Origin of the sequence: Paenibacillus phytohabitans, from assembly GCF_013141775.1 — a bacterium.
Classification (GTDB): domain Bacteria; phylum Bacillota; class Bacilli; order Paenibacillales; family Paenibacillaceae; genus Paenibacillus_AQ; species Paenibacillus_AQ phytohabitans.
In genome coordinates this window covers 1-25,628 of the sequence record NZ_WHOB01000089.1, presented here as the reverse complement: position 1 = coordinate 25,628, position 25,628 = coordinate 1, and the positions used below count along the sequence as shown (strand labels likewise).

At 47.2% G+C, this 25,628-nt stretch carries 25 protein-coding genes and 2 pseudogenes; 20 read left to right on the top strand and 7 right to left on the bottom strand.

Annotated elements, in window-relative coordinates; all coding sequences use genetic code 11:
- Positions 1 to 61: 61 nt before the first annotated feature.
- On the bottom strand, positions 62 to 400 hold the full coding sequence (locus GC101_RS29325) for a DUF4870 domain-containing protein (protein WP_171720226.1): 339 nt from the start codon (positions 398 to 400) through the stop codon (positions 62 to 64).
- A 626-nt stretch (positions 401 to 1,026) separates the two neighbouring features.
- Here GC101_RS29325 and GC101_RS29320 point away from each other — a divergent pair.
- From GC101_RS29320 to GC101_RS29255, 14 genes are all read left to right on the top strand, one after another.
- Entirely contained in the window at positions 1,027 to 1,215 is a 189-nt protein-coding gene (locus GC101_RS29320) for a hypothetical protein (protein ID WP_019913840.1), read from the top strand.
- Positions 1,216 to 1,616: 401 nt separating this feature from the next.
- Positions 1,617 to 2,666, top strand: a complete 1,050-nt coding sequence (gene coxB / locus GC101_RS29315; protein WP_039306711.1) for a cytochrome c oxidase subunit II — start codon at positions 1,617 to 1,619, stop codon at positions 2,664 to 2,666.
- 137 nt (positions 2,667 to 2,803) lie between these two features.
- Positions 2,804 to 4,642: a cytochrome c oxidase subunit I gene (gene ctaD, locus GC101_RS29310; RefSeq protein ID WP_171720408.1), complete on the top strand. Its 1,839-nt coding sequence runs from the start codon at positions 2,804 to 2,806 to the stop codon at positions 4,640 to 4,642.
- Between the two features lie 6 nt (positions 4,643 to 4,648).
- The gene (locus GC101_RS29305; RefSeq protein WP_039306709.1) at positions 4,649 to 5,275 is read left to right on the top strand and encodes a cytochrome (ubi)quinol oxidase subunit III; all 627 of its coding nucleotides are present in this window, start codon (positions 4,649 to 4,651) and stop codon (positions 5,273 to 5,275) included.
- 4 nt (positions 5,276 to 5,279) lie between these two features.
- Positions 5,280 to 5,603, top strand: coding sequence for a cytochrome C oxidase subunit IV family protein (locus tag GC101_RS29300; RefSeq protein ID WP_171720225.1), 324 nt, complete (start codon positions 5,280 to 5,282; stop codon positions 5,601 to 5,603).
- Positions 5,604 to 5,630: 27 nt separating this feature from the next.
- Positions 5,631 to 6,557: a cytochrome c oxidase assembly factor CtaG gene (gene ctaG, locus GC101_RS29295; RefSeq protein WP_171720407.1), complete on the top strand. Its 927-nt coding sequence runs from the start codon at positions 5,631 to 5,633 to the stop codon at positions 6,555 to 6,557.
- Between the two features lie 18 nt (positions 6,558 to 6,575).
- Positions 6,576 to 7,040: a DUF420 domain-containing protein gene (locus GC101_RS29290; protein WP_042133229.1), complete on the top strand. Its 465-nt coding sequence runs from the start codon at positions 6,576 to 6,578 to the stop codon at positions 7,038 to 7,040.
- A 313-nt stretch (positions 7,041 to 7,353) separates the two neighbouring features.
- Positions 7,354 to 8,082, top strand: coding sequence for a hypothetical protein (locus GC101_RS29285; RefSeq protein WP_171720224.1), 729 nt, complete (start codon positions 7,354 to 7,356; stop codon positions 8,080 to 8,082).
- A 54-nt stretch (positions 8,083 to 8,136) separates the two neighbouring features.
- Entirely contained in the window at positions 8,137 to 8,532 is a 396-nt protein-coding gene (locus GC101_RS29280) for a GntR family transcriptional regulator (protein WP_039306744.1), read from the top strand.
- A 14-nt stretch (positions 8,533 to 8,546) separates the two neighbouring features.
- The gene (locus tag GC101_RS29275; RefSeq protein WP_171720223.1) at positions 8,547 to 9,476 is read left to right on the top strand and encodes an ATP-binding cassette domain-containing protein; all 930 of its coding nucleotides are present in this window, start codon (positions 8,547 to 8,549) and stop codon (positions 9,474 to 9,476) included.
- A gap of 3 nt (positions 9,477 to 9,479) precedes the next feature.
- Complete coding sequence (locus tag GC101_RS29270; RefSeq protein WP_171720222.1) at positions 9,480 to 10,382, top strand: ABC transporter ATP-binding protein; 903 nt, start codon at positions 9,480 to 9,482, stop codon at positions 10,380 to 10,382.
- The gene (locus GC101_RS29265; protein ID WP_171720221.1) at positions 10,375 to 11,664 is read left to right on the top strand and encodes an ABC transporter permease; all 1,290 of its coding nucleotides are present in this window, start codon (positions 10,375 to 10,377) and stop codon (positions 11,662 to 11,664) included. The genes GC101_RS29270 and GC101_RS29265 overlap by 8 nt, the downstream gene beginning before the upstream one ends.
- A 245-nt stretch (positions 11,665 to 11,909) precedes the next feature.
- Positions 11,910 to 12,284 (top strand): helix-turn-helix domain-containing protein, encoded by a 375-nt coding sequence (locus GC101_RS29260; protein ID WP_171720220.1) that lies wholly within the window; start codon positions 11,910 to 11,912, stop codon positions 12,282 to 12,284.
- 71 nt (positions 12,285 to 12,355) lie between these two features.
- Positions 12,356 to 12,553, top strand: coding sequence for a hypothetical protein (locus tag GC101_RS29255; protein WP_246354575.1), 198 nt, complete (start codon positions 12,356 to 12,358; stop codon positions 12,551 to 12,553).
- Between the two features lie 241 nt (positions 12,554 to 12,794).
- Here the strand turns inward: GC101_RS29255 and tnpC are convergent.
- Together tnpC and tnpB are read right to left on the bottom strand one after the other, a co-directional pair.
- A pseudogene (gene tnpC, locus GC101_RS29250) lies at positions 12,795 to 14,374 on the bottom strand (IS66 family transposase).
- 148 nt (positions 14,375 to 14,522) lie between these two features.
- Positions 14,523 to 14,831, bottom strand: a complete 309-nt coding sequence (tnpB, locus tag GC101_RS29245; protein ID WP_281365934.1) for an IS66 family insertion sequence element accessory protein TnpB — start codon at positions 14,829 to 14,831, stop codon at positions 14,523 to 14,525.
- Positions 14,832 to 15,762: 931 nt separating this feature from the next.
- Here tnpB and GC101_RS29240 point away from each other — a divergent pair.
- A pseudogene (locus GC101_RS29240) lies at positions 15,763 to 16,034 on the top strand (sigma factor-like helix-turn-helix DNA-binding protein); the annotation flags it as partial.
- Positions 16,035 to 16,431: 397 nt separating this feature from the next.
- On the opposite strand, the gene GC101_RS29235 reads toward GC101_RS29240, so the two are convergent.
- From GC101_RS29235 to GC101_RS29220, 4 genes are all read right to left on the bottom strand, one after another.
- A complete protein-coding gene (locus GC101_RS29235; RefSeq protein ID WP_171720218.1) occupies positions 16,432 to 17,052 on the bottom strand; it encodes a TraX family protein in 621 nt (206 codons plus the stop codon).
- 5 nt (positions 17,053 to 17,057) lie between these two features.
- A complete protein-coding gene (locus tag GC101_RS29230) occupies positions 17,058 to 18,242 on the bottom strand; it encodes a hypothetical protein (protein ID WP_171720217.1) in 1,185 nt (394 codons plus the stop codon).
- A gap of 125 nt (positions 18,243 to 18,367) precedes the next feature.
- On the bottom strand, positions 18,368 to 19,318 hold the full coding sequence (locus GC101_RS29225) for a hypothetical protein (protein WP_171720216.1): 951 nt from the start codon (positions 19,316 to 19,318) through the stop codon (positions 18,368 to 18,370).
- Between the two features lie 26 nt (positions 19,319 to 19,344).
- Complete coding sequence (locus tag GC101_RS29220; protein WP_171720215.1) at positions 19,345 to 20,304, bottom strand: S8 family peptidase; 960 nt, start codon at positions 20,302 to 20,304, stop codon at positions 19,345 to 19,347.
- Positions 20,305 to 21,248: 944 nt separating this feature from the next.
- On the opposite strand from GC101_RS29220, the gene GC101_RS29215 reads away from it, so the two are divergent.
- The 5 genes from GC101_RS29215 (at position 21,249) to GC101_RS29195 (ending at position 25,419) form a co-directional block, all read left to right on the top strand.
- Entirely contained in the window at positions 21,249 to 21,947 is a 699-nt protein-coding gene (locus tag GC101_RS29215; RefSeq protein WP_171720214.1) for a transposase, read from the top strand.
- Positions 21,940 to 22,110: a hypothetical protein gene (locus GC101_RS29210; RefSeq protein ID WP_171720213.1), complete on the top strand. Its 171-nt coding sequence runs from the start codon at positions 21,940 to 21,942 to the stop codon at positions 22,108 to 22,110. The genes GC101_RS29215 and GC101_RS29210 overlap by 8 nt, the downstream gene beginning before the upstream one ends.
- A gap of 27 nt (positions 22,111 to 22,137) precedes the next feature.
- Positions 22,138 to 22,470, top strand: a complete 333-nt coding sequence (locus GC101_RS29205; protein WP_171720212.1) for a hypothetical protein — start codon at positions 22,138 to 22,140, stop codon at positions 22,468 to 22,470.
- A gap of 897 nt (positions 22,471 to 23,367) precedes the next feature.
- Positions 23,368 to 25,179 carry a group II intron reverse transcriptase/maturase gene (gene ltrA, locus GC101_RS29200; protein WP_171720211.1) on the top strand — a complete coding sequence of 604 codons (1,812 nt, stop codon included), beginning with the start codon at positions 23,368 to 23,370 and terminating at the stop codon, positions 25,177 to 25,179.
- A gap of 15 nt (positions 25,180 to 25,194) precedes the next feature.
- Positions 25,195 to 25,419: a hypothetical protein gene (locus GC101_RS29195; protein ID WP_171720210.1), complete on the top strand. Its 225-nt coding sequence runs from the start codon at positions 25,195 to 25,197 to the stop codon at positions 25,417 to 25,419.
- The last annotated feature ends 209 nt before the right edge of the window (positions 25,420 to 25,628 follow it).

The window sequence follows — 25,628 nt, the reverse complement described above, 5'->3', positions numbered from 1 at the left end:
TCCTGTAAGTCCTGATTCCATTGTACGGAGAGGACAGGCAAAAGGGAATCTTTTTTACCGGTTACAGCTGCCGCAGCTGACTCTCGGCAATTGCTCCTGCCCAGGGCAGCTTATACCATCTTCCGCCCAGTGCGTGGTAGATCATCAGCAGCCATACGGCAAAGCCCAGCAGGGAGAGAAGGGCGGCGACCACAGGACCGAGAAAAGGGATGAAGCCGCTCAGTACATGGGCTACCATCAGCGCCCCGAAGGTAATCAGGGATTGCAGCGAGTGGAACAGGACGAACCGGCTGCGCTTCTCCAGCGCGAGGAACACAATGGCACCAATGAACGGGAAGAAGTAACACAAGGCGGCGGCAATATTATCGGGCAATCCGGTGGAAGATCTGAAAGGGGACAAAGGGCTCACTCTCCTTGGTTTGGAGAAGAAAGGCACGGATAATCAACCTTCTTCCCTTCAAGCCTATGAAGAATCACGTTAAAGTATGAGCTGCACAGGGGATATGTCCAATATTTTCTGCAGCATTGGGTAGACTAATATCAGGTTCCCGAAGCTGGCAGATGACATACAATATATTTTAGCCACAGGGAGCGGGACGTGTCGCTGAGGTCAGGTAGGAGTAGTGGTTATAGCGGAAAATGAGGAGCTTACTTAGCGTGGAAGCTAAAGAAGTATAAAAAATTTCCATTCGCATATTTTACAAGGAAAGGTGGAACTTGGACTGGAATATGATACAATATAACGATAAAGCCCGAAAGGAGTGATTCAGCAAGTGGCTCTTCGGGTAACTAAAGTGTCAAGGTGTCTTTACTCTGAGACATCCTTACTCTCAGCCCAAATCACGACGAACCTGCTTCACCGGCAAGGCGGATTTCCGGAATACCGGAAGGATAGTCAAGGCGGATAATGCAAGCCACGTATGTGTAATGGTTTCTTAACTTGCATTTCAAGGTTACGGCGGACTTTTCATCATGCATTCTCTACAACGGAGCATTCATTTTCAATGTTTTGGGAGGGAACTGATCATGGCAAGTAAAGGTCATAACGAAGTCAAGGAAAGTCTACGGGAAATGACACGCATTTTCCGGCCCAAAGATCCCAAGAAATTTGTGAAGGAGTACGTCCGGAAGTATCGGATCACGGGAGGCTATGAAGAAGAGCTGACCATGGTTGTGGAGCATGAACTGGTAAGAATGAATTCGTCCGTTTCTTAAACAACAGATAGAATTGTTCTGCTTCTGCTTTTTGATGACAACATTTTGCGCTATAACATCCATGAGGATTCTCATAAACCGTGCCCGGGCAGCCTGCTGCCGCTGGAATCGGTTTTTTTTGTATGCCCGGTTTACGGGATACAGGTCCATATAATTAGTCAAATGAATTAATAGACACAAATACATATGAATACGCTTTAAAAGTAGTTTAACAGTTCTCGGCTTATTTTGAAAGCGCTTTTAAAATCAGTGAGGACAAGCTTTTTTCTTTTTCAAAATGATTATGTGAAATTGTTGTGAACGATTGACAAAACAGTGGGGCGAACTTATATTAATAGTGATTGTTATAATTGACAGGAAAATACTCTAATCTACGAATTCGGGAAAAGCGGGGTAGATCAATGATGAAAACGTGGCAGGCTGGAAAGCGGCTTCTTCCCATGACCGCAGCGCTTGGACTCATTCTTGCCGGATGCGGGCGGGAAGACTTGTCGGTACTCAGACCGCAGGGACCCGCAGCGGAAAGCTCGTTTGCACTAATGAAGCTGTCGATCTCAATCATGATCGTGGTGCTTTTGGTCGTCTTCTCCATTGCAGCTTATGTATGGATCCGTTTCCGCCGGAAGCCGGATCAGAACGAGATTCCCAAGCAGGTGGAAGGCAGCTTCAAGCTCGAAGTGCTGTGGACGGTCATCCCGCTTATTCTCGTAGTTGTGCTGGCGGTTCCTACGGTGAAGGCGGTGTTCGCTGCCGGCAATGATCATTCGGATGATAAGGATGCCATTAAGGTCAAAGTGACCGGCCATCAATACTGGTGGGAGTTTGAATATACGGATTACGGGGTGACAACAGCACAGGATCTGGTGATTCCCGCCGGCAAGGATATCGCTTTTGAGCTAAGCACCAAGGATGTCCTGCACTCCTTCTGGGTACCTTCACTCTCCGGCAAAATGGACACCAACCCCGACGGAACGGTCAACCGCTTCAGCTTCAGTGCGCCGAATGAAGGCGTTTACCGCGGCAAATGTGCGGAGCTGTGCGGGCCTTCCCACGGCTTCATGGAGTTTAAGGTGAAGTCAGTCAGTAGTACGGCCTTTGAGGAGTGGTTAGCTTCGATGAAGGCTCCTGATTCCGTGTTGCCGGATGATCCGGCGCTCGCGGAGACCTTCAAATCCCAGTGCCTGACCTGCCATGCGACTGGAAGTATGCAGGATCTTTCCCAGGCTCCCAATCTGACCGGAATCGGCTCCCGCGAATCGGTGGCCGGCATTCTGCTTAATGACGACACACGCGTGGACGGGGCACCGGTAGAAGAGAATCTGAAGACGTGGCTGCATGATCCCCAGAGCGTGAAGCCGGGCAACAAGATGCCGGATCCCAAGGATCTGGGCTTAAGCGATGAAGAGATTGACGGAATTGCCGAGTTTCTGGCCGGTTACACGCTGGACTGAAGCTGGATAGCCTATAGCCCGAAGCGGAAGCAGCATATTTGAAAAAGGGGGTACGTACCTTGGCCGAAGCAGCGCAATCCTTGCATCCCTCCCAGCCCTTGAAGCATGGCCACAGCGTTAAACGGCATACCGGGCTAATGGACTGGATCACCACCGTCGATCATAAGAAGATCGCGATTCTCTACCTGTGGGCTGGAGGCATCTTTTTCGGCATCGGCGGACTGGAAGCAATTCTGATCCGTATTCAGCTGATCAAGCCGATGAATACCTTTCTGGATGCCCAGACCTTCAATGAACTGATTACCATGCATGGCACAACGATGATCTTTCTTGGCGTGATGCCTGTCATCTTCGCACTGATGAATGCAGTCATACCGCTGCAAATCGGTGCGCGTGACGTAGCCTTTCCTTTTCTCAATGCGCTCGGATTCTGGACCTTCCTGTTCGGCGGTATTCTGCTCAACCTCAGCTGGGTTATGGGCGGTGCGCCTGATGCGGGCTGGACCTCATATACCCCGCTCTCCAGCACGGGCTACAGCCCCACGCACGGGGTGGACTTTTATACCATCGGACTGCAGATTGCAGGCCTTGGCACACTGATTGGCGGCATTAACTTCCTGGCCACCATCATCACGATGCGCGCACCGGGGATGTCCTTCATGCGGATGCCGATGTTCGCCTGGACCACTTTTATTACTTCAGCCATTATTCTATTCGCTTTCCCTGCTATTACTGTTGGCCTTGTCCTGCTTACTTTCGACCGGATACTGGAAGCCAACTTCTTCAATGTGGCCGGAGGCGGCAATCCGGTGCTGTGGCAGCATATCTTCTGGATCTTCGGCCATCCCGAAGTATACATTCTGATTCTTCCGGCCTTCGGCGTCATCTCTGAGGTTATTCCGACCTTCTCGCGCAAGCGGCTGTTCGGGTACAGCTCCATGGTGTTCGCGACGATTCTGATTGCTTTCCTGGGCTTCATGGTCTGGGCGCATCATATGTTCACCACCGGCCTCGGTCCGGTAGCGAATGCGTTGTTCTCAGTCTCCACCATGCTGATCGCCGTTCCGACCGGGATCAAGATCTTCAACTGGCTGTTCACCATGTGGGGCGGACAGGTACGCTTCACCACCCCTAATCTGTTCGCAGCCGGCTTCATCCCAACCTTCACCATGGGCGGGGTAACGGGGGTCATGCTGGCCTCTGCACCTGCGGACTTCCAGTTCCATGATACTTACTTCGTAGTGGCGCATTTCCACTATGTTATTGTCGGCGGTCTGGTGCTCGGGCTGTTTGCCGGACTGCACTACTGGTGGCCGAAAATGTTCGGGCGGATGCTCAGCGAGACGTTAGGCAAGTGGACCTTCTGGACGTTCATTATCGGCTTCCACCTGACGTTCTTCGTGCAGCATTTCCTGGGACTGATGGGCATGCAGCGCCGTGTATTCACCTATTTGCCGAATCAGCAGTTTGATCTGCTTAACCTGGTCAGCACTATTGGTGCGATGCTGATGGGGGTCGGCATGCTGATCTTCCTCACGAATATCTTCCTGACCTCGAGACGGCCGGCTGATGCAGCCGACGATCCGTGGGAAGACGGCCGGACACTCGAATGGACGATCCCTTCACCGCCACCGGAATATAACTTCAAGCAGACGCCGCTGGTGCGGGGCCTGGATGCCTTCTGGAAGGAAAAAATGGCCGGACACAAGGGGATGACCCCGTCCGAACCGGTGGGCTCGATTCATATGCCTTCGGCAACGATCCTGCCGTTCCTGATGTCGGTCGGGATTTTCATAGCGGGACTGGGCTTCATGTTCAGCCGTGATGAGTTCAGCAGCAGTATAATGAGCTTTCTGTTCAATAACTATATCGTTACGGCACTGGGACTGCTTATAACCTTCGGGTCCATGCTGATGCGGTCGCTGTTCGATGATCCGGGCTGGCATATTGAACCCGAAGAGCTGGAAGGAAGGTGAGCGGATATGACTACAGCACATGCTGAAGCAGCGAATGGGACACTCCCGCATGAACCGGAAAAAGCAACACTCGAAGGACGCAACAAGGTGCTGGCCTTCTGGCTGTTCCTTGGTGGGGAAGCGGTGCTCTTCGGCACCCTCTTCGCAACCTTCCTGGCGCTGCGCAATCAGACCAATGAAGGCCCGTCTGCGAATGAGCTGTTTCATCTTCCGCTGGTCGCGGCGGCAACTTTTCTTCTGCTGGTCAGCAGTCTGACCAGTGTCTTCGCGATCCAGGCGATGCACCGGGGCCGCGTCACCATGCTGCGGAACTGGCTGCTGGTCACGGTACTGCTCGGACTATGCTTCCTGGTCCTGGAGATTTACGAATTCAGCGTATACATCAGGCATGAGGAATTCGGAATGACCACCAGTGCATTCAGCTCGGCTTTTTATACCCTGGTCGGCTTTCACGGTGCCCATGTGGCCTTCGGTATTCTGTGGATATCAGTACTGATCGGCCAGTTAATGCATAAGGGGCTGACGGTGGTAACTGCACCGAAAATCTATGTGTCGGCGATGTACTGGCATTTCATTGATGTGGTGTGGGTCTTTATCTTCACGGTAGTATACCTCCTCGGAAAGGTGGGATGAAGCCATGGCGACGAAGCAGCATTCTCCGGACTCTCCGGTGAAGCACCGTCACCGCCCGGAAGGACCGCAGCGGCATATTGTAGTCTTTGTCTTCTCCATTGTATTGACGCTGATCGCCTTTGCCGCAGTAGCTGCCGGAGGGGTAAATCCCACCTTCGCCGTTATTCTGCTGCTGGTGATGGCTGTGCTGCAGGTAATCCTGCAAATGGGCTTCTGGATGCATCTGAAGGACAAAGGGCATATGATGCCGATTATCTTCATGCTGGGCGGATTTTTTATCGCGGGCACTTGCATTATAATGTCGCTCTACTGGGTATGGTGGGATTAAGACTGTACGGGGGGAGGGCTTGCCATGATGCCGGTATTACAATACTTCAGCTTTACTGAACTGTGGAGTCCGCTGTTTCTGGCCCTGATGCTCCTGCTGACTGCCGGGTATTTTGTGCTGATAGGTCCGCTGGCCTCCCGGTTTGAGGGCAGTACTGCAGTCCCCTTCTGGCGGAGGGGGCTGTTCTTATGCGGAATGCTGGCCCTCTATCTGGCGCAGGGCGGTCCTGTCAGTCTGCTGGGGCATATCCTTTTTTCGTTCCATATGGTCAGTATGGCCTTGTCTTATCTTGTCGCAGTCCCGCTGATTATGCTGGGGATTCCTGACTGGTGCTGGCGTGCGCTGCTCCGGGTGAATCCGCTGCGCGGCCTTGCTTTTCTGGCTAAGCCCATCGTTGCCGCACTGCTCTTCAACGGATTATTCTCGCTCTACCATATCCCGGCGATTCACGATTATGTCATGCTGCATTTCGCGGTTCACCGCCTGTATTACGCCGTATTATTCCTGACTTCAGGGCTCATGTGGTGGAATCTGATTAATCCCCTGCCGGAATACCGGGCGCTGGGCGGCCTCGGTCAGGTGGGGTTCATCTTTCTGAACATGGTCCTGCTGACACCGGCCTGCGGGCTGATTATTTTTGCCGGTTCTCCCCTGTATGCTACGTATAGTGACCCCAATACCTGGGCGATGGCCATGGGCTACTGTGTACCGCAGAGTCCGGCTGCTTTGCTGCAGGCTTTTGGCGGTCCCGGCTTCTTCGGATCTCTGTCCCCCAAGGTAGATCAGCAGGTCGGCGGCATCGTGATGAAGTTCATTCAGGAATTTATTTTTGCCTCGATGCTTGCTTATGTGTTCTATCATTGGTATAAAAAAGAGAACGGACAAGAGGACACGGAGTTGTCCGCGCCTGCCTCTGAACTTGCGGAGGAGGGTCTGAACTATAAGGGCTGGTAAGTGCCGAGGGGGATAATCATGGATATTTTCACATTGTTTCCAACGATCAGTACATCGTTCATCGTCATTAGCGCGGTGCTGGTGGCTATCGGCTGGAGACAAATCATTCAAGGCAAACGCGAAGCGCACAAGAAAACAATGATTGCAGCTGCTGTGGCGGCAATTCTCTTTTTCCTGGTGTACTCGTCAAGAACGATATTCGTGGGGAATACGACCTGGGGCGGACCGGATGATCTGTCGACGCTGTACCATGTCTTCCTGATCTTCCACATTGTGCTGGCTACCGTAGCTGCTGTATTCGGCATCACTACGCTGACGCTGGGCTTCAAGGCCAAGTATGCCAAGCACCGTAAGTGGGGAAGAGTGACGGCTATGATCTGGTTTGTCACCGCTATTACGGGTGTTGCCGTTTATGTGCTGCTCTACATCTTCTATCCGGGCGGACATACGCTGCCGGTCTGGAAAGTCATTATGGGCGGTTAGCTGTAATTGAAGACAAGCCTGTACATCTGCTGTTCCGCTTATGCGGGGCTGGATGTATGGGCTTTTTGTTTGTGGTGCATGTGCGGCAGCGGGTCCATTTTATTCCGTAATAGCACAGTGAACCGGGAAGGCGTGTTTCCGGGCTTTATAATAATCCGCATAATTACTTTTGTTGAGAACCCTTGACACTGGAAAATACAGGTCATATACTGTGTATATAGATATATACAGTAAGCACAGAGAGAAGCACACTGAACTGTGTGAATCTGCTGCCGACTGCCGATGATGAAATCACAAAGCGAGGTTAACGGTTATGACAACATTAAAGAATGCATGGTTCATCGTGCGCAGCGATTTCCGCGGTGACAGGCTGAAGCTGCTGTGGGCGCTGCTGTTCGCCGTCGTATTCATGGGGTATATGGCCGCACTGGCCGGAATGGTATTGGATGATGCGATGGACCGGGGTGAGGGGAGGCTGCTGAGCGATGTTTTGCTGGTCACCATTATTTCTATGCTGGGCATTACCTTCTCCCGGAGAAATATGAAGTATTTGGCGGATGATACCTATACCCGAATGCTGGTGTATATGCGGTCCCTGCCGGTACCTGCTGAGGTCATTCTCTGCAAAAGAAAACTGAATACGCTGTTTGCCTTTATCTTAAACAGCACACTGTACTTTGGTTTAATCTATACGATCGGCGCCAATATACGCAGCGAGCTGCCGGTCAGCGCGTATCTCGCATTTGCCCTTACCTGGATTGGATGCGGTCTGGTCATTGCCGGAATATACATTTTAATCGAGTTCTCGTTCAGCGGCAAAGCATATTTCCTGATTATGATCATCGTCATGTTTCTGGCCATAGGTATTGCTGGACTGGTCTATCTGGCCGGAGGGAATCTGCTGCTTGCAAGTGTGACTGTCTCCAAGGAGTGGGGGCTGTTGTCTCCTCTGATGTGGGGTTCGCTGCTGCTCGGCATTGTATCGGTGCAGCTGTTCTCCCGGTGGACGATTCACCGGCTGAAGAGCCGTGATCTCGTATGAAACGGGGCAAAGTGTTAGTCCGGCATGCCGGAGCGTGGAAGGCAGGTGCGTATCATGTGGATACCCATACAAATTAATGAGAACAGTGCAGAGCCGCTGTATCATCAGATCGAAACCCAGCTGAAATCGCTGATTATCTCTGGTACGATCACGGAGGGCACCCTGCTTCCTTCCATCCGTGAATTTGCGGGTGACCTGAAGTGCAGTGTGATCACCGTCCGGCGGGTCTATCAGGATCTGGAGAATGAAGGGCTGCTGCGCACAAGACAGGGAACGGGCACCTTCGTCTCCCATGTAGGAGACGGAACCATGGCAGGCTATAAGCAGGATGCCATCCGCAAAGCGCTGGAGAGTGCAGTGGATGTGGGGCTGTCCGTACATTGCAGTGAAGATGAGCTGACACAGCTGTTCAAGGAAATTGTGCAGGACAAATACGGGAAACAGAAATGAAGGACGGGGATCTCATGGTACAGCAAGCCATAGAACTACGGAATGTGTGCAAGAAGCGGAGGGGCAAGACGGTAGGGCCGCTTAATGTTAATCTGCCGCAGGGTTACATTACTGCGCTGGTGGGCCAGAACGGCTCCGGCAAAAGCACGCTGCTGCACATGCTGCTGCAGCTGACTTTTCCAGAAGAAGGCGAGATCCGCTGGTTTGAGGAAGCCTACCGTGACGGGCTGCCGCTGCAGCTCCGCCAGACTATCGCTTATGTACCGGAGATCTCGCAGAATGAAGAGAATCTCTGGACAGCCCGCGAGGCTGCCGGATTCCGCCGACACTGGTATCCTTCCTGGGACCAAGGCTATTACGAGGAGCTGCTCCTGAAGCTGGAGGTGCCGGAGAATGCCAGGCTGGGCAAAATGTCCAAGGGTGAACGCCGCAAATTCGAGATTGCCGCGGCCCTGGCTGCGAAGCCCCGGCTGCTGCTGCTGGATGAGCCGTCTTCCGGCCTTGACCCTTTTGCCTGGAAGATTATGATTGAGACTCTCCAGCGGTACATGGATGAGCATGAGGCTACCATCGTAATCTCAACCCACATTGTGGAAGAGGTACGGCGGCTGGCGGATTACATTGTCCTGATGCATCAGGGGCAGCTGCTGGGAATGGCCGAGAAGGACAGCTTGTTCGGCTCCTGGAGTGAAATATGGGTTCAGGCAGAAGGCGGACAGGCGCTGGAGGAACTGGCAGCAGAGCTGCCGCAGGCGCTGGAGCTTAAGCTGGAGACGCCGGGAGTGGCTTCATTTTTGACCCAGCAAATCTATCAATATGAGAAACGCATTCATGATTTGGGCGTAAAGGTTATCAAGAGCCGCAGCCTGGAGCTTGATGAAATCCTAAGCTTATGGAGCCGGGGACATCGTCCGGTTCTGATTGACCAGAAGAGAGGGGAATAAGGAATGGAAGCTTTGCATTTGGAACAGGTAGTGAAGCAGTACGGGGATAAGACAGCAGTCAACGGAATCAGTCTGAAGGTAGAACAAGGCGAAATTTACGGTCTGCTGGGTGCAAACGGCGCCGGCAAAACGACGACTATGCGCATGGTGCTGGGTCTGATCTATCCAGATGAAGGCCGGATTCTTTATAACGGCAAGCCGTATAGTACGGAGCTTCAGCATCTGATGGGTTATCTTCCAGAGGAGCGGGGGCTCTACCCGAAGGTCAAAGTAAGCGATCAGATTATCTATCTGGCCCGGCTTCGCGGCATGCCGGCAAGTGAGGCGGATAAGAGCCTGCGTTACTGGCTGGACCGGTTCGACGTTCCGGAATATTACAATAAGAAGATTGAAGAATTGTCCAAGGGCAATCAGCAGAAGATGGGCTTCGTTGCTGCCGTCGTCCATAAGCCGAAGATTCTGATTCTGGATGAAGCCTTCAGCGGCCTCGATCCGGTGAATGTGGAGCTGCTGAAGGATACAGTCAGAGAGATGCGGGATCAGGGCACGAGTATTCTTTTCTCCACCCACCGGATGGAGCATGTGGAGGAGTTATGCCGCAATATTACGATTCTCGACCGCTCGAACACCGTAGTTCAGGGGGATATCCGTGAGATCAAGAAGGGGTATCCGCGGGAAGCAGTCGTACTGCGTACAGCCGGGGAAGTGAACGGGCTTGCGGAGATTGCCGGAGTTACTGCAGTAGAGCGCCAGGAACGCGGATATCTGCTGTCCATCAGCGATATTGGCGCAGCACAGCGCATTCTGCAGCTGGCCATGGCTCAGGGCGAGGTAGAGCATTTCGAGATTAAGGAACCGACGCTAAACCAAATCTTTATCAGAGCGGTGGGTGAATCTAATGAATAAGATGGGGAGCATTATCAACTTCACATTCAAGAACAAGGTAAGAACCAAGTCCTTCATGATTACAACATTAATTCTGGTGCTCCTGCTGAGTATCGGGATGAATGTTCCTTATCTGATCAAGGTGTTTAAGGGAGAAGACGGTGCTAAGGAAGCTACGCAAATCGGAGTGGTTGCCGAGCAGGGCTTCCGGCCTACCGAACTGCTTCTGGCGTATACACCACCGGCTGAAACAGATGCTCAAGTCGAATTCACAGTTTATACCTCCGCAGATGATGCTGCGCTGAAGCAAGGGCTGGAGGACGAGAAGATTGAGGGTTATCTCACCTTTGCTTCAGAGGGCAGTGAGGGGGTACCGCCGGTAACGTATCACAGCAAAGACGGGGATATCAGCGACAAAGTGCAGAGTTATCTTCAAACTGCTTTGCAGCAGGTGAACACCGGCCTTATTGTCGGCGATAAGCTGACGGAGAGCCAGGTAGCGGCGATATTCGCTCCAGTTTCAATTGGCACAGAGCAGCTGAATGCAGATGCAGCAGCCTCCGGTTCAGAAGAAGGGGATGCCAAGCCGGTCATTAACTATGTTGTCGTCTACGTCCTGCTGATGCTATTCTTCATGTCGGTGATGATGACCGGCAACATGATCGCCGCTGAGATTACTTCGGAGAAAAGCTCGCGTATCATGGAGATTCTGATCACCAGCGCATCACCATTAACACAGATGTTCGGCAAGGTCATCGGGATCTTCCTCGTCGGCCTGCTGCAGATCGCGATTATATCTGCCAGCATCGCTGTCAACCTGATGCTGCCGCACAATTCCGGCATCCTATCTGATTTCAACCTGGATCTGGGACAGCTGAATGCCAGCATTCTGGTGTATGGATTTATCCTGTATATCCTGGGTTACTTCCTGTACGCTCTGATGTATGCAGCTGTGGGTTCGATTGTCAGCCGGACAGAGGATCTGGGGCAGGCAGTTATGCCTGTGATGATGGTGGGCTTCGTCAGCTTCTACCTGCCGCTGTTCAGCATCTCGAACCCGGATACCCTGCTGGTTAAGGTAGCGAGCTTCGTTCCATTCACCTCTTCACTCAGCTTGCTGCTGCGGATCGGCGTTGGCCATGTGGCCTTCTGGGAGATCATGGTCTCGCTGGCAATCCTGCTGGCAACAACCTTCGTCTTCGGCTGGCTCGCCGCCAAGATCTACCGCACCGGCGTCCTGATGTACGGCAAGCGTCCTAGCATTAAGGAGATTAGAAAAGCGATGAAGGCTTATAAGATCTAAGGGGTGGGAGTTATGTGTGGGTAATACTTAATGTTGTCACACACAGTACGTCCTAATGTCACAGAGAATCAGAAGATTTGTCATAGAAATCACAACTGGATTCTAAATAAATGCTGATATATCAAGGGATTTGAGTGGTTGTTGCTTAAGATTTCAAGAATTCGGAAAGTGTCTTTTCATAAGATTGAAGAGCCCAACAGTTGAATATGGAATAGCACTTTCCGAATCAGAATTTTGGGGGATTTATGAATAAGATTGGAGATAACATTCGGTTGTTAAGAAAAAGGATGGGGTTAACCCAAATTGATTTTTCTAAGCAAATTGGCATCTCACAAGGTACTTTGAGCGATATTGAACAAGGTCATTGCAATCCTTCTGTAGAAACGGTCCTGTCTATACATGAACAATATGGGGTTAGTTTAGACTTAATTCTAAAGGGATCTGAGGAAGATCAATCGGCGAAGTTACATTTGAAAGATAAAAGAAATGATGAGGAAGAGCTTATTGAAATCATAAAGATGCTTTCCCCCGAAGCGCTATCTGATCTCCTTGACTATGCTACTTATAAACAAAAAAGATTCATAAAAATTAATGAGGCTCAAGGTGACTGTGATCGATAATTAATATAGACTCTCGCTCAGAGGTGATATTTTAATTAATCGGTGTTATTAATCTTTAATAAGGGGTGGAAATGATGAATAAAAAACAACAACAAACTGTAGCAATGCTGTTCTTGGCTTCTTCCACATCGATTGGCGCCAGCCATATCATGCAGTCAAACGGAAGAAATCTAATGGATTTCACGCAAGGGATGCTAACGGGGATTGGAATTGTGGGGATGTTGCTGGCCGTCGTAACCGTTGGAAGATATAATAAGCGCAGTCAGTAGTACGAAAGTGTAACAGGTGAAAAAAAGCTCATCCAATGCTGGATGGGCTTTTTTAGTGTGTATATCTTTAAAATATCACTGGGTAATCATCATAGTGAGATAAACTTTTAGATTAGTGTTCGGAGAAAATAATGTATTAGACTGTCAGGAGTTTCATTAAGCTAACGGGCAGTTTAGTTGAACAGCAAGCGTCAAATAGCCCACACCTTGTAATAAGATGTATGCTGAAATTGGGATGAACTTAAGAAGTCAGGACGCGGCAGCGCGGAGGGAGATCGGTCGACCAAGGAAGGAACGGTCCCAGAGCCTGAGGACTGTTCACATTCTCCAGTTACGGCAGCTGCTCGAATAGAAACGTTAGGTAGTGGAAGGGATGAAGCCCATTCTCTTTCGCCGTTTCCATCACACTATAGATGACGCTGCTGGCCTGCGCACCGCGCGGCGTATTCGCAAACAGCCAATTTTTTCGCCCAATCACAAACGTTTTAATGGATCGTTCCGCCCGGTTGTTATCTAACTCGATCCGGCCATCCTCTAGGAATCGTGTCAGCTTGTCCCATTGATTCAGGCAGTACCCCATCGCTTCCCCCATTTTGCTTTTGGGTAACGTTTTGCCTTTCTGCTGACGCAGCCAACCCAAAAAGGCCTCCAGAATCTGATGGCTTCGCTCCATCCGAACCTGTTGTCGTTCTTCTGCGGGAAGCTCTTTCGTTTCACGTTCCACCGCATACGGCCGGTTGCAGAAGGTCAGACCTTTCTGCGCGGCCGTGCCGATCTTCAGCTGTGACTGGGGGAGCGCCTTTAGCGCTTCGTCAAATCCCCGCCGGGAATGCGCCCAGCACCCGGCCAGCCGGACGCCTTTCACTTTATGGTACCCGGCATAGCCATCCACTTGCAGGATTCCCTCAAATCCGGCCAGAAAATTCCGCGGATGCTCCCCGCCCAGGGAAGGCTGGTACTCATACAGCACCACCGGTGGTCCACTGCTTCCGGTGCGGTACAGCCAGACGTAGGATTTCGACTTCGCCGACTTGCCGGGTTCGCGTAGAACCTGCAGTGTCGTTTCATCCGCATGCAAAATGTCCTGCTGCAGCATGTTCTGCTTCATCACTCGAAACAGTGGCGAGAGCCACTGCTCGGAAGCGTAGATCATCCAGTTCGCCATCGTCTGGCGCGACAAAGGGAACCCCATCCGGGTAAAATCCTGTTCCTGACGGTACAGCGGCAGCCCATTCACGTACTTCTGGTACAAGATATGGGCAAGCAGCGACGGGGAGGCCAAACTACCGGGATAGACCGGGCGGGGCATCTGGGCCGTCACAACGGGCGTGCGTTCGCCTTCACGCTCGCAGGTACGGCAGCCATACACCACCCGTACCTGCCGGAGGACTTTAACCTGAGCCGGGACAATGGCAATTTCCTGACGCGTTTCAGTGCTCATCTCATGTAGCTCTCCGCCACAGCAGGCGCAGATCTGCTCGCCTTCCGGCAACTCGTAGGTCACGGTTTCGACCGGCAGCTTGGACAGATCCGCTTCACGTTTGCCACTCGGCTTGCGCCGTTCATAGGCGATCTGCTCGGTTTCCACCTCAGGCTCCGGCGAAGCCAGCACTTCGGCTTCATTGAACAGATTCAACTCGAGCTGTTCCGGGGAGTCTTCTCACTAGAAGCGCCAAAGCGCCGGTGCTGGGCCAGGCGGAATTGTTCTTCATACCACTGCAGCTCGGCGTTCTGCTGCTCTAGCTTGCGAATATGTTGGTCCTTCGTTTGGTTTTGTTGCTGGAGGTTCTCCAGGGTAGGGTCGTTCACGGGTATCGTCATGAATCATACATTCTTCCTGCTCCACCCCAAATCCTGCTAAACTCTTGGAACGGTATTCAAATGACCTGCCGGGCATTCACTGGGGAATGAGCCTGTCTTTGCTGCAGGGAAAGACCTTCCAGCAGCCAGCGTAGCTCCCGCTGAGAAATCACATGTGTGGAGGCACTTTCGCCTTTCGGCAAGCGAAGGTTCCTTGCTCCAGGCGGCGGTAGTAGAGCCAAAAGCCGGCGTGATCCCACTGCAGGATTTTGAGCTTATTGCGCTGTCGGTTACAGAAGACAAACTGCGCCGTGGAGAACGGGTTCAGTTGAAATTGCTCCTGCACGACAGCAGCCAGGCCGTCGATAGATTTACGCAAATCGGTGACCCCGCAGGTCAGATAGACCTCAGGGCTGGACGGAGGCTTAGCATGGGGACTCCAGGGCTCGAACCAAATCGCGCAGAAGGTTGGGGTCAAAGCCAGAGTTGATTTCGATTCGAGCGTAGCCGATATGGACCTGCAGGTAGGAACTTGGCGGGGATGCTGGGAGCGTGGTCAAGGAAACAAACTGCGGGGACGGTAAAAGAGAAGTCGTTTTGGGGGACTTCGGGGTTCTTTTATAGAGCCAATATTTGATCGGGCGTATACTCTTGCAAGGCGGACCAGGCTTTTAGGCTCAGTCCGCTCGCTCTGCCGGTAATCTGTCACGCGGGCTTGCCAGAGCTGTCGCCGTTCTTCTCGATTCATTCGTTTTCGCCTCCGTCTTTTCGATAGCTTTATATTGACAGAGAGATGTCGCTATTTGAAGGTGGAAAGTATTTGACGCTTAAAAAGCTAGGAGCAAGAACCTAGACATTGTGAGTGGCCAGTGAAATAAAACAATGGAACCAATAATAAAACAGCGGAACCGTTATTTAATGATAGTATACCTAGATAGTAGCCTGAAGAAGTATTCAGGCTGCTATCTTTTTTATAAGGTGAGCCATAGTGGTAGGGGTTATCGCTTGCTGAATGAATTAAATCAGGTTGGTTTTGCTGATTAATTAGGTATATTTCAGGGGAGTTAAGTGAGATTGAGCAAGGAAAAGCGAAGTTTTTAGATGAGACATTAAAGGGACTAAGAAAAGAAATCAATGTTGATTTGAATTGGATATTTGATGAATTAAAAGAATGATTGATTCTGATGTTCAAAAAAATAAAATATTAGACTGGTTAGCACTTCATTAAGCGAATGGTAAGGATAGTTGAAGATTAATTACGGTGAACCGTATCATAAGTAGGCAGGTTTTTGAAGGAAAACTCGCAGGAGCATGTAATTACAGCATACTAACGATAGGAGCAGAGTAGGTCAGACTCCGGTTGGAATGACGCGAAAACGGGCTTCATCGAGTTTATTTGTACTACATAAACGCTAATTAATATCCATGATTCGGAAATATATGATGTGATTAAAGAAGTAGACCTGAAGATTGAGAAAAGTAAAATCTGCTGAAATCTCGATATTTTGAACGAGAGGGAGAAGGAAGTTATCGTCGACCGCTTCGGCCTAGATACTGGTGGAGATGAGAGGACGCTACGGGAGTTGCCAAGGATCTTGGGAGCAGCAGCAGCTACATATCACGAATTAAGAATCGGGCGCTGATGAAGCTATATTATGAGTTTTATAAGGCGCAGCGATGAATAGTAATAAATCAAACATGTGTAATTCAAACAGTAGAATGATCTTATAAGCGACTTGTTTACAGATAAGTTGCTTTTGCTTAATCACGGATAATACAGAAAAGGGGGAATCAACTTTTGACTACTCCAGCGATCTAAAGCGGAAGTTGTGAGTTCATACTTGCATATGATATCTGCTCTCGACTTACCGCTTTTGTAAGGCTGAACCATTTATTTTTTGAATTTAGGTGTGCCTAGCTTGGGCATTGTAGTTTCGCTTCTTTAATTCTTTAAGTTCATCATACTACCCCTCATTTTTCATGTCTAACTTAGTGTAGCTGATCCTAATGATCAAACGCTTAATGTTGCTAACCAAACCATTTAGGTCTTTATTTGTTCATATCAATTTACACCAGGCTCAGCCAATGTATGATGATGCGAGATAAAGAACAATGAATTGAAGAGGATAAAAGGCATAGCTTACATATTGGTTGATTTTAAAGTTTTTGTTTTTACAGATCGAGATAACAATAATGCTTAATACTGAAAATAGTTGAACAATGTTATAGTGATAGAAATAAACTCCAAGAAGTGTAATTACAAGATAGATAGGAAGAGTCCAGAGTTTAGTTCCGAATTTGTAGAAAAGAAGGATTAACCCTATACCATACATTCCATATTCAAAGTTCATTACATCTGCAACTACAAACACAAGAATAATAAGTGGTATTTTCCACCACATATTTAAGGTGGATTTATAGAGTTTTAAAGAAATTAGGCCAGCAAATAGAGTAAAACAGACATTCAGATAGGCACTATGAAATACTAAGTAGTATGGATATTGAGATAAGATAGCAATTGCGAATAATCTAATAAGGTATTGATTTGTATTTTTACTATATTTAAAACCTTCAGCAATCCCCCATGCAAACAAAGGAAAAGCCAGCCTGCCAACAAGCATAATAGTGATCGAATTAGGAAAATATAAATATCCAATATGAGCGAGTAGCATGAATAGGAAGGCAAATAACTTTATCATTATGGTTACATCCTAGCCTGATGCTCAATTATTATTACAACATCTCTTTGGGTATCTACAAAACAAAATCCCTCGCCAAGAATATTTTCTTTATTTGTAAAAAGATTCTTTGACTTTATCTCCGTATTTCCATTAGGCAAGTATGATCCAATTAATATACAATCTCCATCCAACCACATGAAATGATCGGGATAACTGAATGTAGCGATTTCCTTCATTGTGCTTGTAGCATACAAAACGCTTTGTTCATCCCGATTTTTTAAAGAATAAAACCCGTCCTTGATGTATAGGTTCAAATAGTGTATGCCATTAAAACTTATTGTACCCTTGTTTCTGGTTTCAGGATTAACTCTTGTTATCGAAGTGACTGAATGATCAAAGTGACATGTATAAAATATAAATTCATTGCCAACCAAAATAAAACCAATTAGCGCACTGTCATTTGAGCATGTTCTTATCACGGATTCACTAAGGTTCAATCTTCCTTTACAAATGGAATCAATAAACTCATCCACTTTGATAACAATTAAATGTTCATCCATAGAATCGATTGATTTATTTGCCCACCCGAATTGTTTTTCTTCAACTGTGTACTCGCCCGTTTTTATTATAATGTAGCCTGAAGCCATAACCGAAAACTGTTCCATCACATTTAAAAGAGGATCAGATCTAAGGGGAATCCATTCACCGGTCAGAACATCAACTATATAAAAGTGATTTTCATTTTCATGCCCTAAAGTATATGAAAGAAATACATACTTGTCATTGATGCCAACAAATGTACGTATTCTAAAGAAATCCTCTACAAATTCTGACCCAGTAAGGTTGAGATTTTGTGTAGAAACTAAGCTGCTTTCCTTGGTTCGACAGTTTAATTTATGAAGCGAGACATTTTTAAGTGAGTTTCTATTTTTAAATCCATCGGAGTAACATAGATAAAACAATGTTTCGCTATACCCGTTTTCACTTAAGCAAAACACATTTTTCTCGTTAAAATAATATGGCAGAAAGGATTCCATGTTGGAGTCATGGAAGATAAGTCCCTTATAAAAACCAAATTCAATGGCGTGATGTTCATCATTGGATAAGTCGCGTTTATTATGAAAAGGAAACAATCTAGTGTTTTCATAGAAAAAATCGTGAAAATAAATATCATGCTGATCAAACCCTTTTATAGTAACAACCTTCATAACCTTCATCCTCACTCAATATAATAAATACAAAATACGTTCTCTTAGGAATTCTACATTACTCTAGGAAGAATAATAAGATTAAATCTCAACTATGAGAGATTTAATCTTATTATTTAAGTTATTTAATAAAGATACCAGATGTGATTTGGCATCTTGTTTTGAACGAACATTTGATTATAAGGATGGAAGTGTCTTAAGTACCCTTCTCCTTTTGTTAAATATTCATTGATATGTTCAATAGGAGCTTTATTTGTAAAGTTTGTCGCCAGTGTTAGTGCTCTAGATCTTGTCGGAGTAAGGACATTATTTGATGTGCCTTGTCTCAACCACGACAAAGCTGCATTATAGTTTACTTTTGGACCAACAAAAATATTATTGGTTGAATTATCAACATATGCATAGTAGTATCCGGACGGATCTTTTTGAGATTCCTTTTCAACAGTACTATCTTTAAGATTTACATAAACCATTTCACCAATGTACATAATAGAAGCGGTAGCTAAGGTTGCCAAAATCAGTGCACCCAACCATTCAGCAACGGGAATCAATATAACTGCTTGTGCTTGAGCAGTGTCACTTTCCGGGTTTGAATCTTGAATAGTTAGCACTTCATTTGTTTCCGTATTAGTAGCTACTGCTGAAATCTCACCATCGACAGCCGTTTTAATATCAATTTCATACTCAGACTTTATTGGTTCAATAAAAGAAAATCTAAGTACATTTTGTGGTTTCTCTACAATTTGGGCAGTAACTTTCTGATTAACCCTATCATACGTTACATAAGCTTGGACACCATCTTTTTCACCGGAAACGGTTACAGCAGTGTCATTATTTTCAACAACAGTAAGATTATTGATATCTGCATTTTTAATGTATTCACCAGTTTTATTATCTTCAAGAATGACGGAAGACCCTTCCAAACCATCTGTTCCGGCATTATTAACGACCGTAGTATCGGTCTGCGAACTTTGAGTGGGTGTTAAGTCATTCGCACTTACGCTGTTCGTTATCACTACGAACATCAAACATAAAGCAACTAAAGTAGAAATGACACTTTTAATAGAAATTTTCATTTAAGTATTGCCTCCATAGATTTAATTTAGTTGAGAATGACTATACCTTCACCGTAAACATCGTCTTTTTGGGGTTTACCCAGATCCCTCGAGAGCTGTGAGAGTTTCATAATAACTTCATCCTTGGTAATTCCCTTGTATTTTTCAAGTAGCAAAGCTGTTACACCGGTTAAATGAGGTGCAGCAAAAGAAGTTCCACTCATCATTTTGTAACCGCCATTTGCCATGGTGGAGATGATATCAACTCCAGGTGCTGAGTAATCAACCTTCCCTCTGGGGGACTTAGCACCTATCACGTCATGTTTATCTACTGAGGTAACAGAAATCACCTCATCGTAACTAGCAGGAAATCCAACAATGCCACCTGATGAATTACTCCCTGAAGCGATTATTATGATGCCTGCATCGTTTGCTCTCTGTATAGCTTCTCTAAGTGCAGCATCGTCATTCGGAATAGCAAAACTCATATTGATCAACTGAATATGATGTTCTATACACCAATCTATTCCTTTGACTATTGCGTCAATATTACCTTCACCGAACTTATCTAGAACTTTAATGGGATAAATATCTGCACCAGGGGCAATTCCTGTAATTCCAATGTTATTATGTATCGCATTGATGATTCCCGTTACCATTGTGCCGTGCCCATTATCGTCAAGTGATGCTTGATTTGGACTTAAAGCGTTAAATCCTTCATGAATATTACCAAGATCGGGATGAGATGGGTTAACGCCAGTATCTAAAATGGCAATCTTGACACCTTTGCCTGTATAGCCTTGAGACCAGAACTGAGGAGAATGAGTTTTTTCGACTCCCCATGGAATGACCTGTCTATGATATAAACTATCAAGACTTACTGACTGGGCTCTGCTCTTTTCGAGTAGGTAACACCCAAGGTTTGCACTTATAAAAAATATGACAAAAAGAACCTGGAATAGATATTTACGATGTGTTTTTCTTTGTACTTCAATTTCATCTAGCACAGAATTACAGATATCCCCCCCTCTTTCTGAATAAAATAACGTTATTTTATCTAAATTCTAAATATAAACAACTATACTAAAATAATTACTCCTCTCCCATATTTTATAATTCAGAAGTTTATTATAAATTTATTAGTTAGATTTTGTCAATAATATTACTGCATTAATTTTCTTAATTGAGCATTCCGCATTAACCTAAGCCCTTGCTACACAGATGAGCGGATGGATACTATCGGCAAGACATTCTTCGCATGTTACTCACGGTTCTCTTAGAGAACATCGATATGTTCACCGGCTTACACCGGTGAACATATCGATGTTCGTTTCCGTTACCAGTGTGGACTTCGAATGGATCGATCGGAGCCTTTGATTGCCACGTTAAACCGAGTCTTTACCTAATTGACTCGCAAAATCCTTGTAAAGAGGTTGTTTGAGGCTCTCATGGCCTACTGTCAGAAGCTGGAATCATCAACGGTACTCATGTCGCTATCGACAGCGCAGCCATTCACGCTTACGATAAAAAAGAACTCAAGCGAAAAAGCGAATTCACCGGAAATGCCAACTGGGGAGTCAAACTCGATACGCTTGATAACAATCAAGTGGTTCCGAACTTCCGATGGCGCTCAAAGTAACGCCTGCCCATGTGAACGACAGAGACGAGGGGCCAGCGCTCATAACGCTGGTTGCTGCAAAATCTAAGGCGAAATTTATCATGGTCATCTGATACTCAAACATACTAAAGGGCTATCTTTCAAATGTTTTTTACATCTCCCGTAAGGCATTGATTTTTAATTTGTTTTACTATGCTGTCGAGTCAAAAGATTTAAAGTTATAAAATTAGAAGTTTTGTCGAGTAGAGAAATAAAAGAAGGACATCGAGCCTTTATAGGAGGAATTTTGGTTACCACGCCAAATTTCCAAGATAAAGGAGATGTCCCACCATCATGGTATCCCTCTACCTGCCCATCGTCAAGTTCATTTTGGCTTTAAAACTGGTATTCTCCAAGCCGCAGCGGGGTCATCTGTTCACTCTCGTCCACGGCATCATTTTGTGTGCCGGACGAAAGAATGTTACTCAAATTCAGCAAGCGGCTAGGGGCAATCGTCATCTGAGCAACGTCACAAATTTCTTGAATCACTCCCCTTGGTGTGTCAATCACATGCAGCGCCGACGTATGGACAAGGTCATGAATCAAATTCGGGGCAAGCAGGCGAAACGCAGGGATAAGAAGCTTGTGTTTCTCATCGTGGATGACACGTGCTGCAAAAAAGACAAGTCGAGGAAGAAGATGGAGGCGCTAAGCTTCCAGTATTCCCATGAAGCCGGTAAGTCCGTCTGGTGTCATTGCTTGGTTACGGCTCAGGTGGTCGCAAGTGGCTGTTCTTTCGCTTGGAATTATCGTCCCTACTATAAAGAGGCCTATTGCCAGGCCAAGCGACTCCCCTTTAAAAGCAAGAACGACCTGGCCCTTGAAATCATTGAAGCTTTTTCAGCCCAAGAAGATGAGCGCGTCTATGTCCCCATGGACAGCTGGTACACGAGCAGAAAGGACATCAACGCCTTTAATTGCAAGGGATATCATTGCCGCAGTAAACACCAACCGCCTCATTCGTCCGGCAGGGATATCGCTTCCCTTGGATGATTTTGCGGAGCAGTACATCCGAAAATCTGACCTTCACTCCGTTACCGTGGAGGGTCAGGGGAAGTACTGGATCTATCCTTACGAAGGGCCGGTTAGCGATATCGAAAACGTCAAGCTCCTGCTGTCCTGGAAGAATGCATACACCGCTTCGAGCAAACCATAGGTTTGTCTCTTGTGTACGGATTTGTCTTTGGATCTCGTTACGATTCAGAGATATTACGCCGTACGCTGGATCATCGAGACGGGGTATCGTTACTTCAAAGAACTACTGGGCTTCGATCAATACCAACTGCTTTCCTTTACAGGCATTCAACGTTTTTGGGCGATCCAGTTCCTGACACAAAACGTTCTGGAGTCTCAGCGACAGGAGTGGATGAAGAAGCAAGCCGACTCGACACTTGGTGATGTGGTGCGCCGCATTCGGGAAGAACACTTCGGGCAGATCATTGTCTATGTGTACCAGCAGGCTCTCGAGAAAAAAACTCTTTTCGACATTCTAAAACAACTCAAGCTGTCTGCCTGAAACGTCGATTGGTCGCGATACTACAGGTCTGCCCTTTTAGTCCCCAATCAAGTGAAATTCACAAGACTCAAGTTAATAAATATAATCTTAGACTGCCGCTGTTGTTTAACTGACGTTTCCCTTTAGCACAAACACGATAGGCAGCCGGTCAGTAAACGGGATCGGCTGCCTTTATTGAACTAACGGGAAAGTACGACAAGTTCTGCTATAAGCGCCTACGAGTGTGAAAAGCAGGAGATTAAAATAATTAATCTTAACTTTACAACTGAGGATGGGAATGACGGAACCATGTATCCTGAAACCATCTCGCCAACACTCCTGCATGCGTCATGACTAACTGGTCATGGGGTGTGAAGTACAGGTAGATTCGGCAGAATGAAGGCTGGAGCCATTCAAATCGGAAAAGGTATGCCAACAGATATGCCGCGCGGCTGAAAAACTGAATATGGTGAGAACGTTGTAATAGGAAAGAACTGACGAACTTCCGAATGTACAGGTCTAAAGTTAGAGCATAAGGAAACCTATGTACCATCACACGATGGGGTGAGTGGCGTAAAGTAAAAATTTTCCCTCTGAAATACGCTATGCCGGACAATGGCGGCATCAAGCTCACAGGCCTAGAGGAAGCACCTAAGTTTAGAACGGAAAGCTAGGTCGTAAGGGACTTGGAAAACAAGGGACGTCGCAACGAGGGCTGTTACCCAAGACGGCTGCTATAAGGCAGTAGCCGAAATGCATTTATCCTTGCGAGGGTAGGGGCACGACTGATGAACCTCCTGTAATGGGAGTGGAGGAACAGCCCCAAGTCTAACTGAAAAGAACGATCATTCTCCAACGTGAATTGCACCGATCGGGTAGGAATGTGGGAACATCACCTCTACAAGGAGGAATGCCACAGTGCAAGCTCTTCGATACTGGGATTACTACGGCATGACGGACACATTCACAGCGTTATACGATAGTGCCTCGAAAAAGGAAGTTTTCCCGCAACTCTACGACATCATCACATCCAGAGAAAACATCCTCCTCGCCTATCGAATGATGAAATCGAATAAAGGATCGCGGACACCTGGAACCGATGGGAAAACCATTACGGATATCCAAAAGCTGTCCGAAGACGAACTAGTCCTTGATATCCAATACAAGCTAAAGAACTACCGCCCCAACAAAGTCAGACGGAAGCACATCGAAAAGGATAACGGCAAATGGAGACCTCTCGGAATTCCGTGTATTTTGGACCGTATCATCCAGCAGTGCTTTAAGCAGGTGCTTGAGCCAATCGCGGAAGCTCACTTTTATAACCATAGCTATGGTTTCAGACCGTTGCGGTCAACTCACCATGCAATGGCTAGAGTGCAATTTCTAGTGAATCATTCGCAACTCCACTATGTTGTCGACATCGATATTCAAGGCTTCTTTGACAATGTAAATCACGGATTGCTGATCAAGCAGCTATGGAACCTTGGCATTCAGGACAGGCGAACATTAGCATGCATCTCGAAGATGCTAAAGGCAGAAATTGATGGAGAAGGTGTACCTTTCAAAGGAGTTCCACAAGGCGGAATCCTCTCTCCTCTTCTATCCAATATTGTCTTGAACGATCTGGATCAATGGATTGCTGGGCAGTGGGAACTGTTCCCCATGAACGAGTCATACAAGACGAGATCAGGAGAACTGTACGCGAAAAAGCGATCTACTCTGAAAGAAGGGTACATCGTCCGCTACGCGGACGACTTCAAAGTCCTCTGCAGAGACTGGAGAACTGCCCACAAGTGGTATCATGCCGTTAAACTGTACCTGAAGGAACGCCTGAAACTGGACATCTCCCCGGAGAAATCGCAGATTGTGAATCTGCGCAAACGGGAGTCTGAATTCCTCGGTTTCACCATCCGTGCGACTAAAAAGGGCAACAAACGAGTGGCGCATACCGGCATTAAAGCCAAAAACAAGCGGAAGATCAAAGAAGAAGCCAAAGCGCGCATCAAGAAACTTAGAGCTTCCCCAACCGCACAGAATGCACTGCTGTTCAATAGCTTTGTTTTAGGGATTCATAACTATTTCAAATGGGCAACCCACGTCAACCCCGAGTTCTCACGTCTTGCCTACGATCTACGTGCCTTCATGTTCAATCGTCTCAAGCAGATTGGGAAATACGAACACCCTGAAAACCCACCGCCGACGTACAAGAAATTCTACAGTCGTGGCTTCAGGACATTTAAATTGGCAAACGTGTATTTATATCCTCTCGCTGATGTGAAGACAAGAAATACCATGAGCTTCAGTCAACAGCTGACCCTTTATACAGCAGAAGGAAGAGAGCAAATCCACCAAAAGCTACGGCCAGATTTGCAACACGAAATTGCTTCATTAACGAAATCCCATATCCCAAGTCGAAGTGTAGAGTACATGGATAACCGAATCAGTCGCTACAGCATGAAAATGGGGAAATGCGAAGTTACAGGCATGTATCTTTGCGCGGCAGATGTTCACTGCCATCATTTTGTACCGCTTCATCTGGGCGGCAACGATAAATTCTCCAATCTTCGTATCCTCCAAAAGGAGGTTCATCGGTTAATCCATTCTACATGCAAGCAGACAATTGACGGACTCATGGCTAAGCTTGGAATAACTGAATCCATGCAGAGCCTGATCAACCAATACCGCACTAAATGCGAATTGGAAGCGGTCAGTTTTTTTTCCAGAACCTAGAGTAACGGGGAACCAATGATCAAGTATCTTTCATTAGATGGAACGCCGGATGCCGGGAAACTGGCACGTCCGGTGTGGCGCAGGGGAAAAGCCGGAGATTACATCAAACGCTTACCTATTGCAACTGATAGCTACAAAACAATCGATCTTCGATTGATAGCGGATGTCTACTGTGAACTTATCCTCGACAAATTCCTCTGTATCACGAACGCTTCCAAATTCAAGGATTTTCTGGTTTGAATTCGTCTTACTAACCGTTTCAGGGATAGGGAAGTCCTTACCAAATACGTCCTGCAAAGGCAACCGTTCATCTTAGAGGTTTCTGCGTGAGCGCATTCGCTCTGTTTCAGCGAAGTGTTGGAGATCTCATTCGTGTTTAATTCTGAATTTATACTAAAGTCTTCAAAACGAATAAAACAATTCAACAAATTTAGAAAGTGCCATTTTAA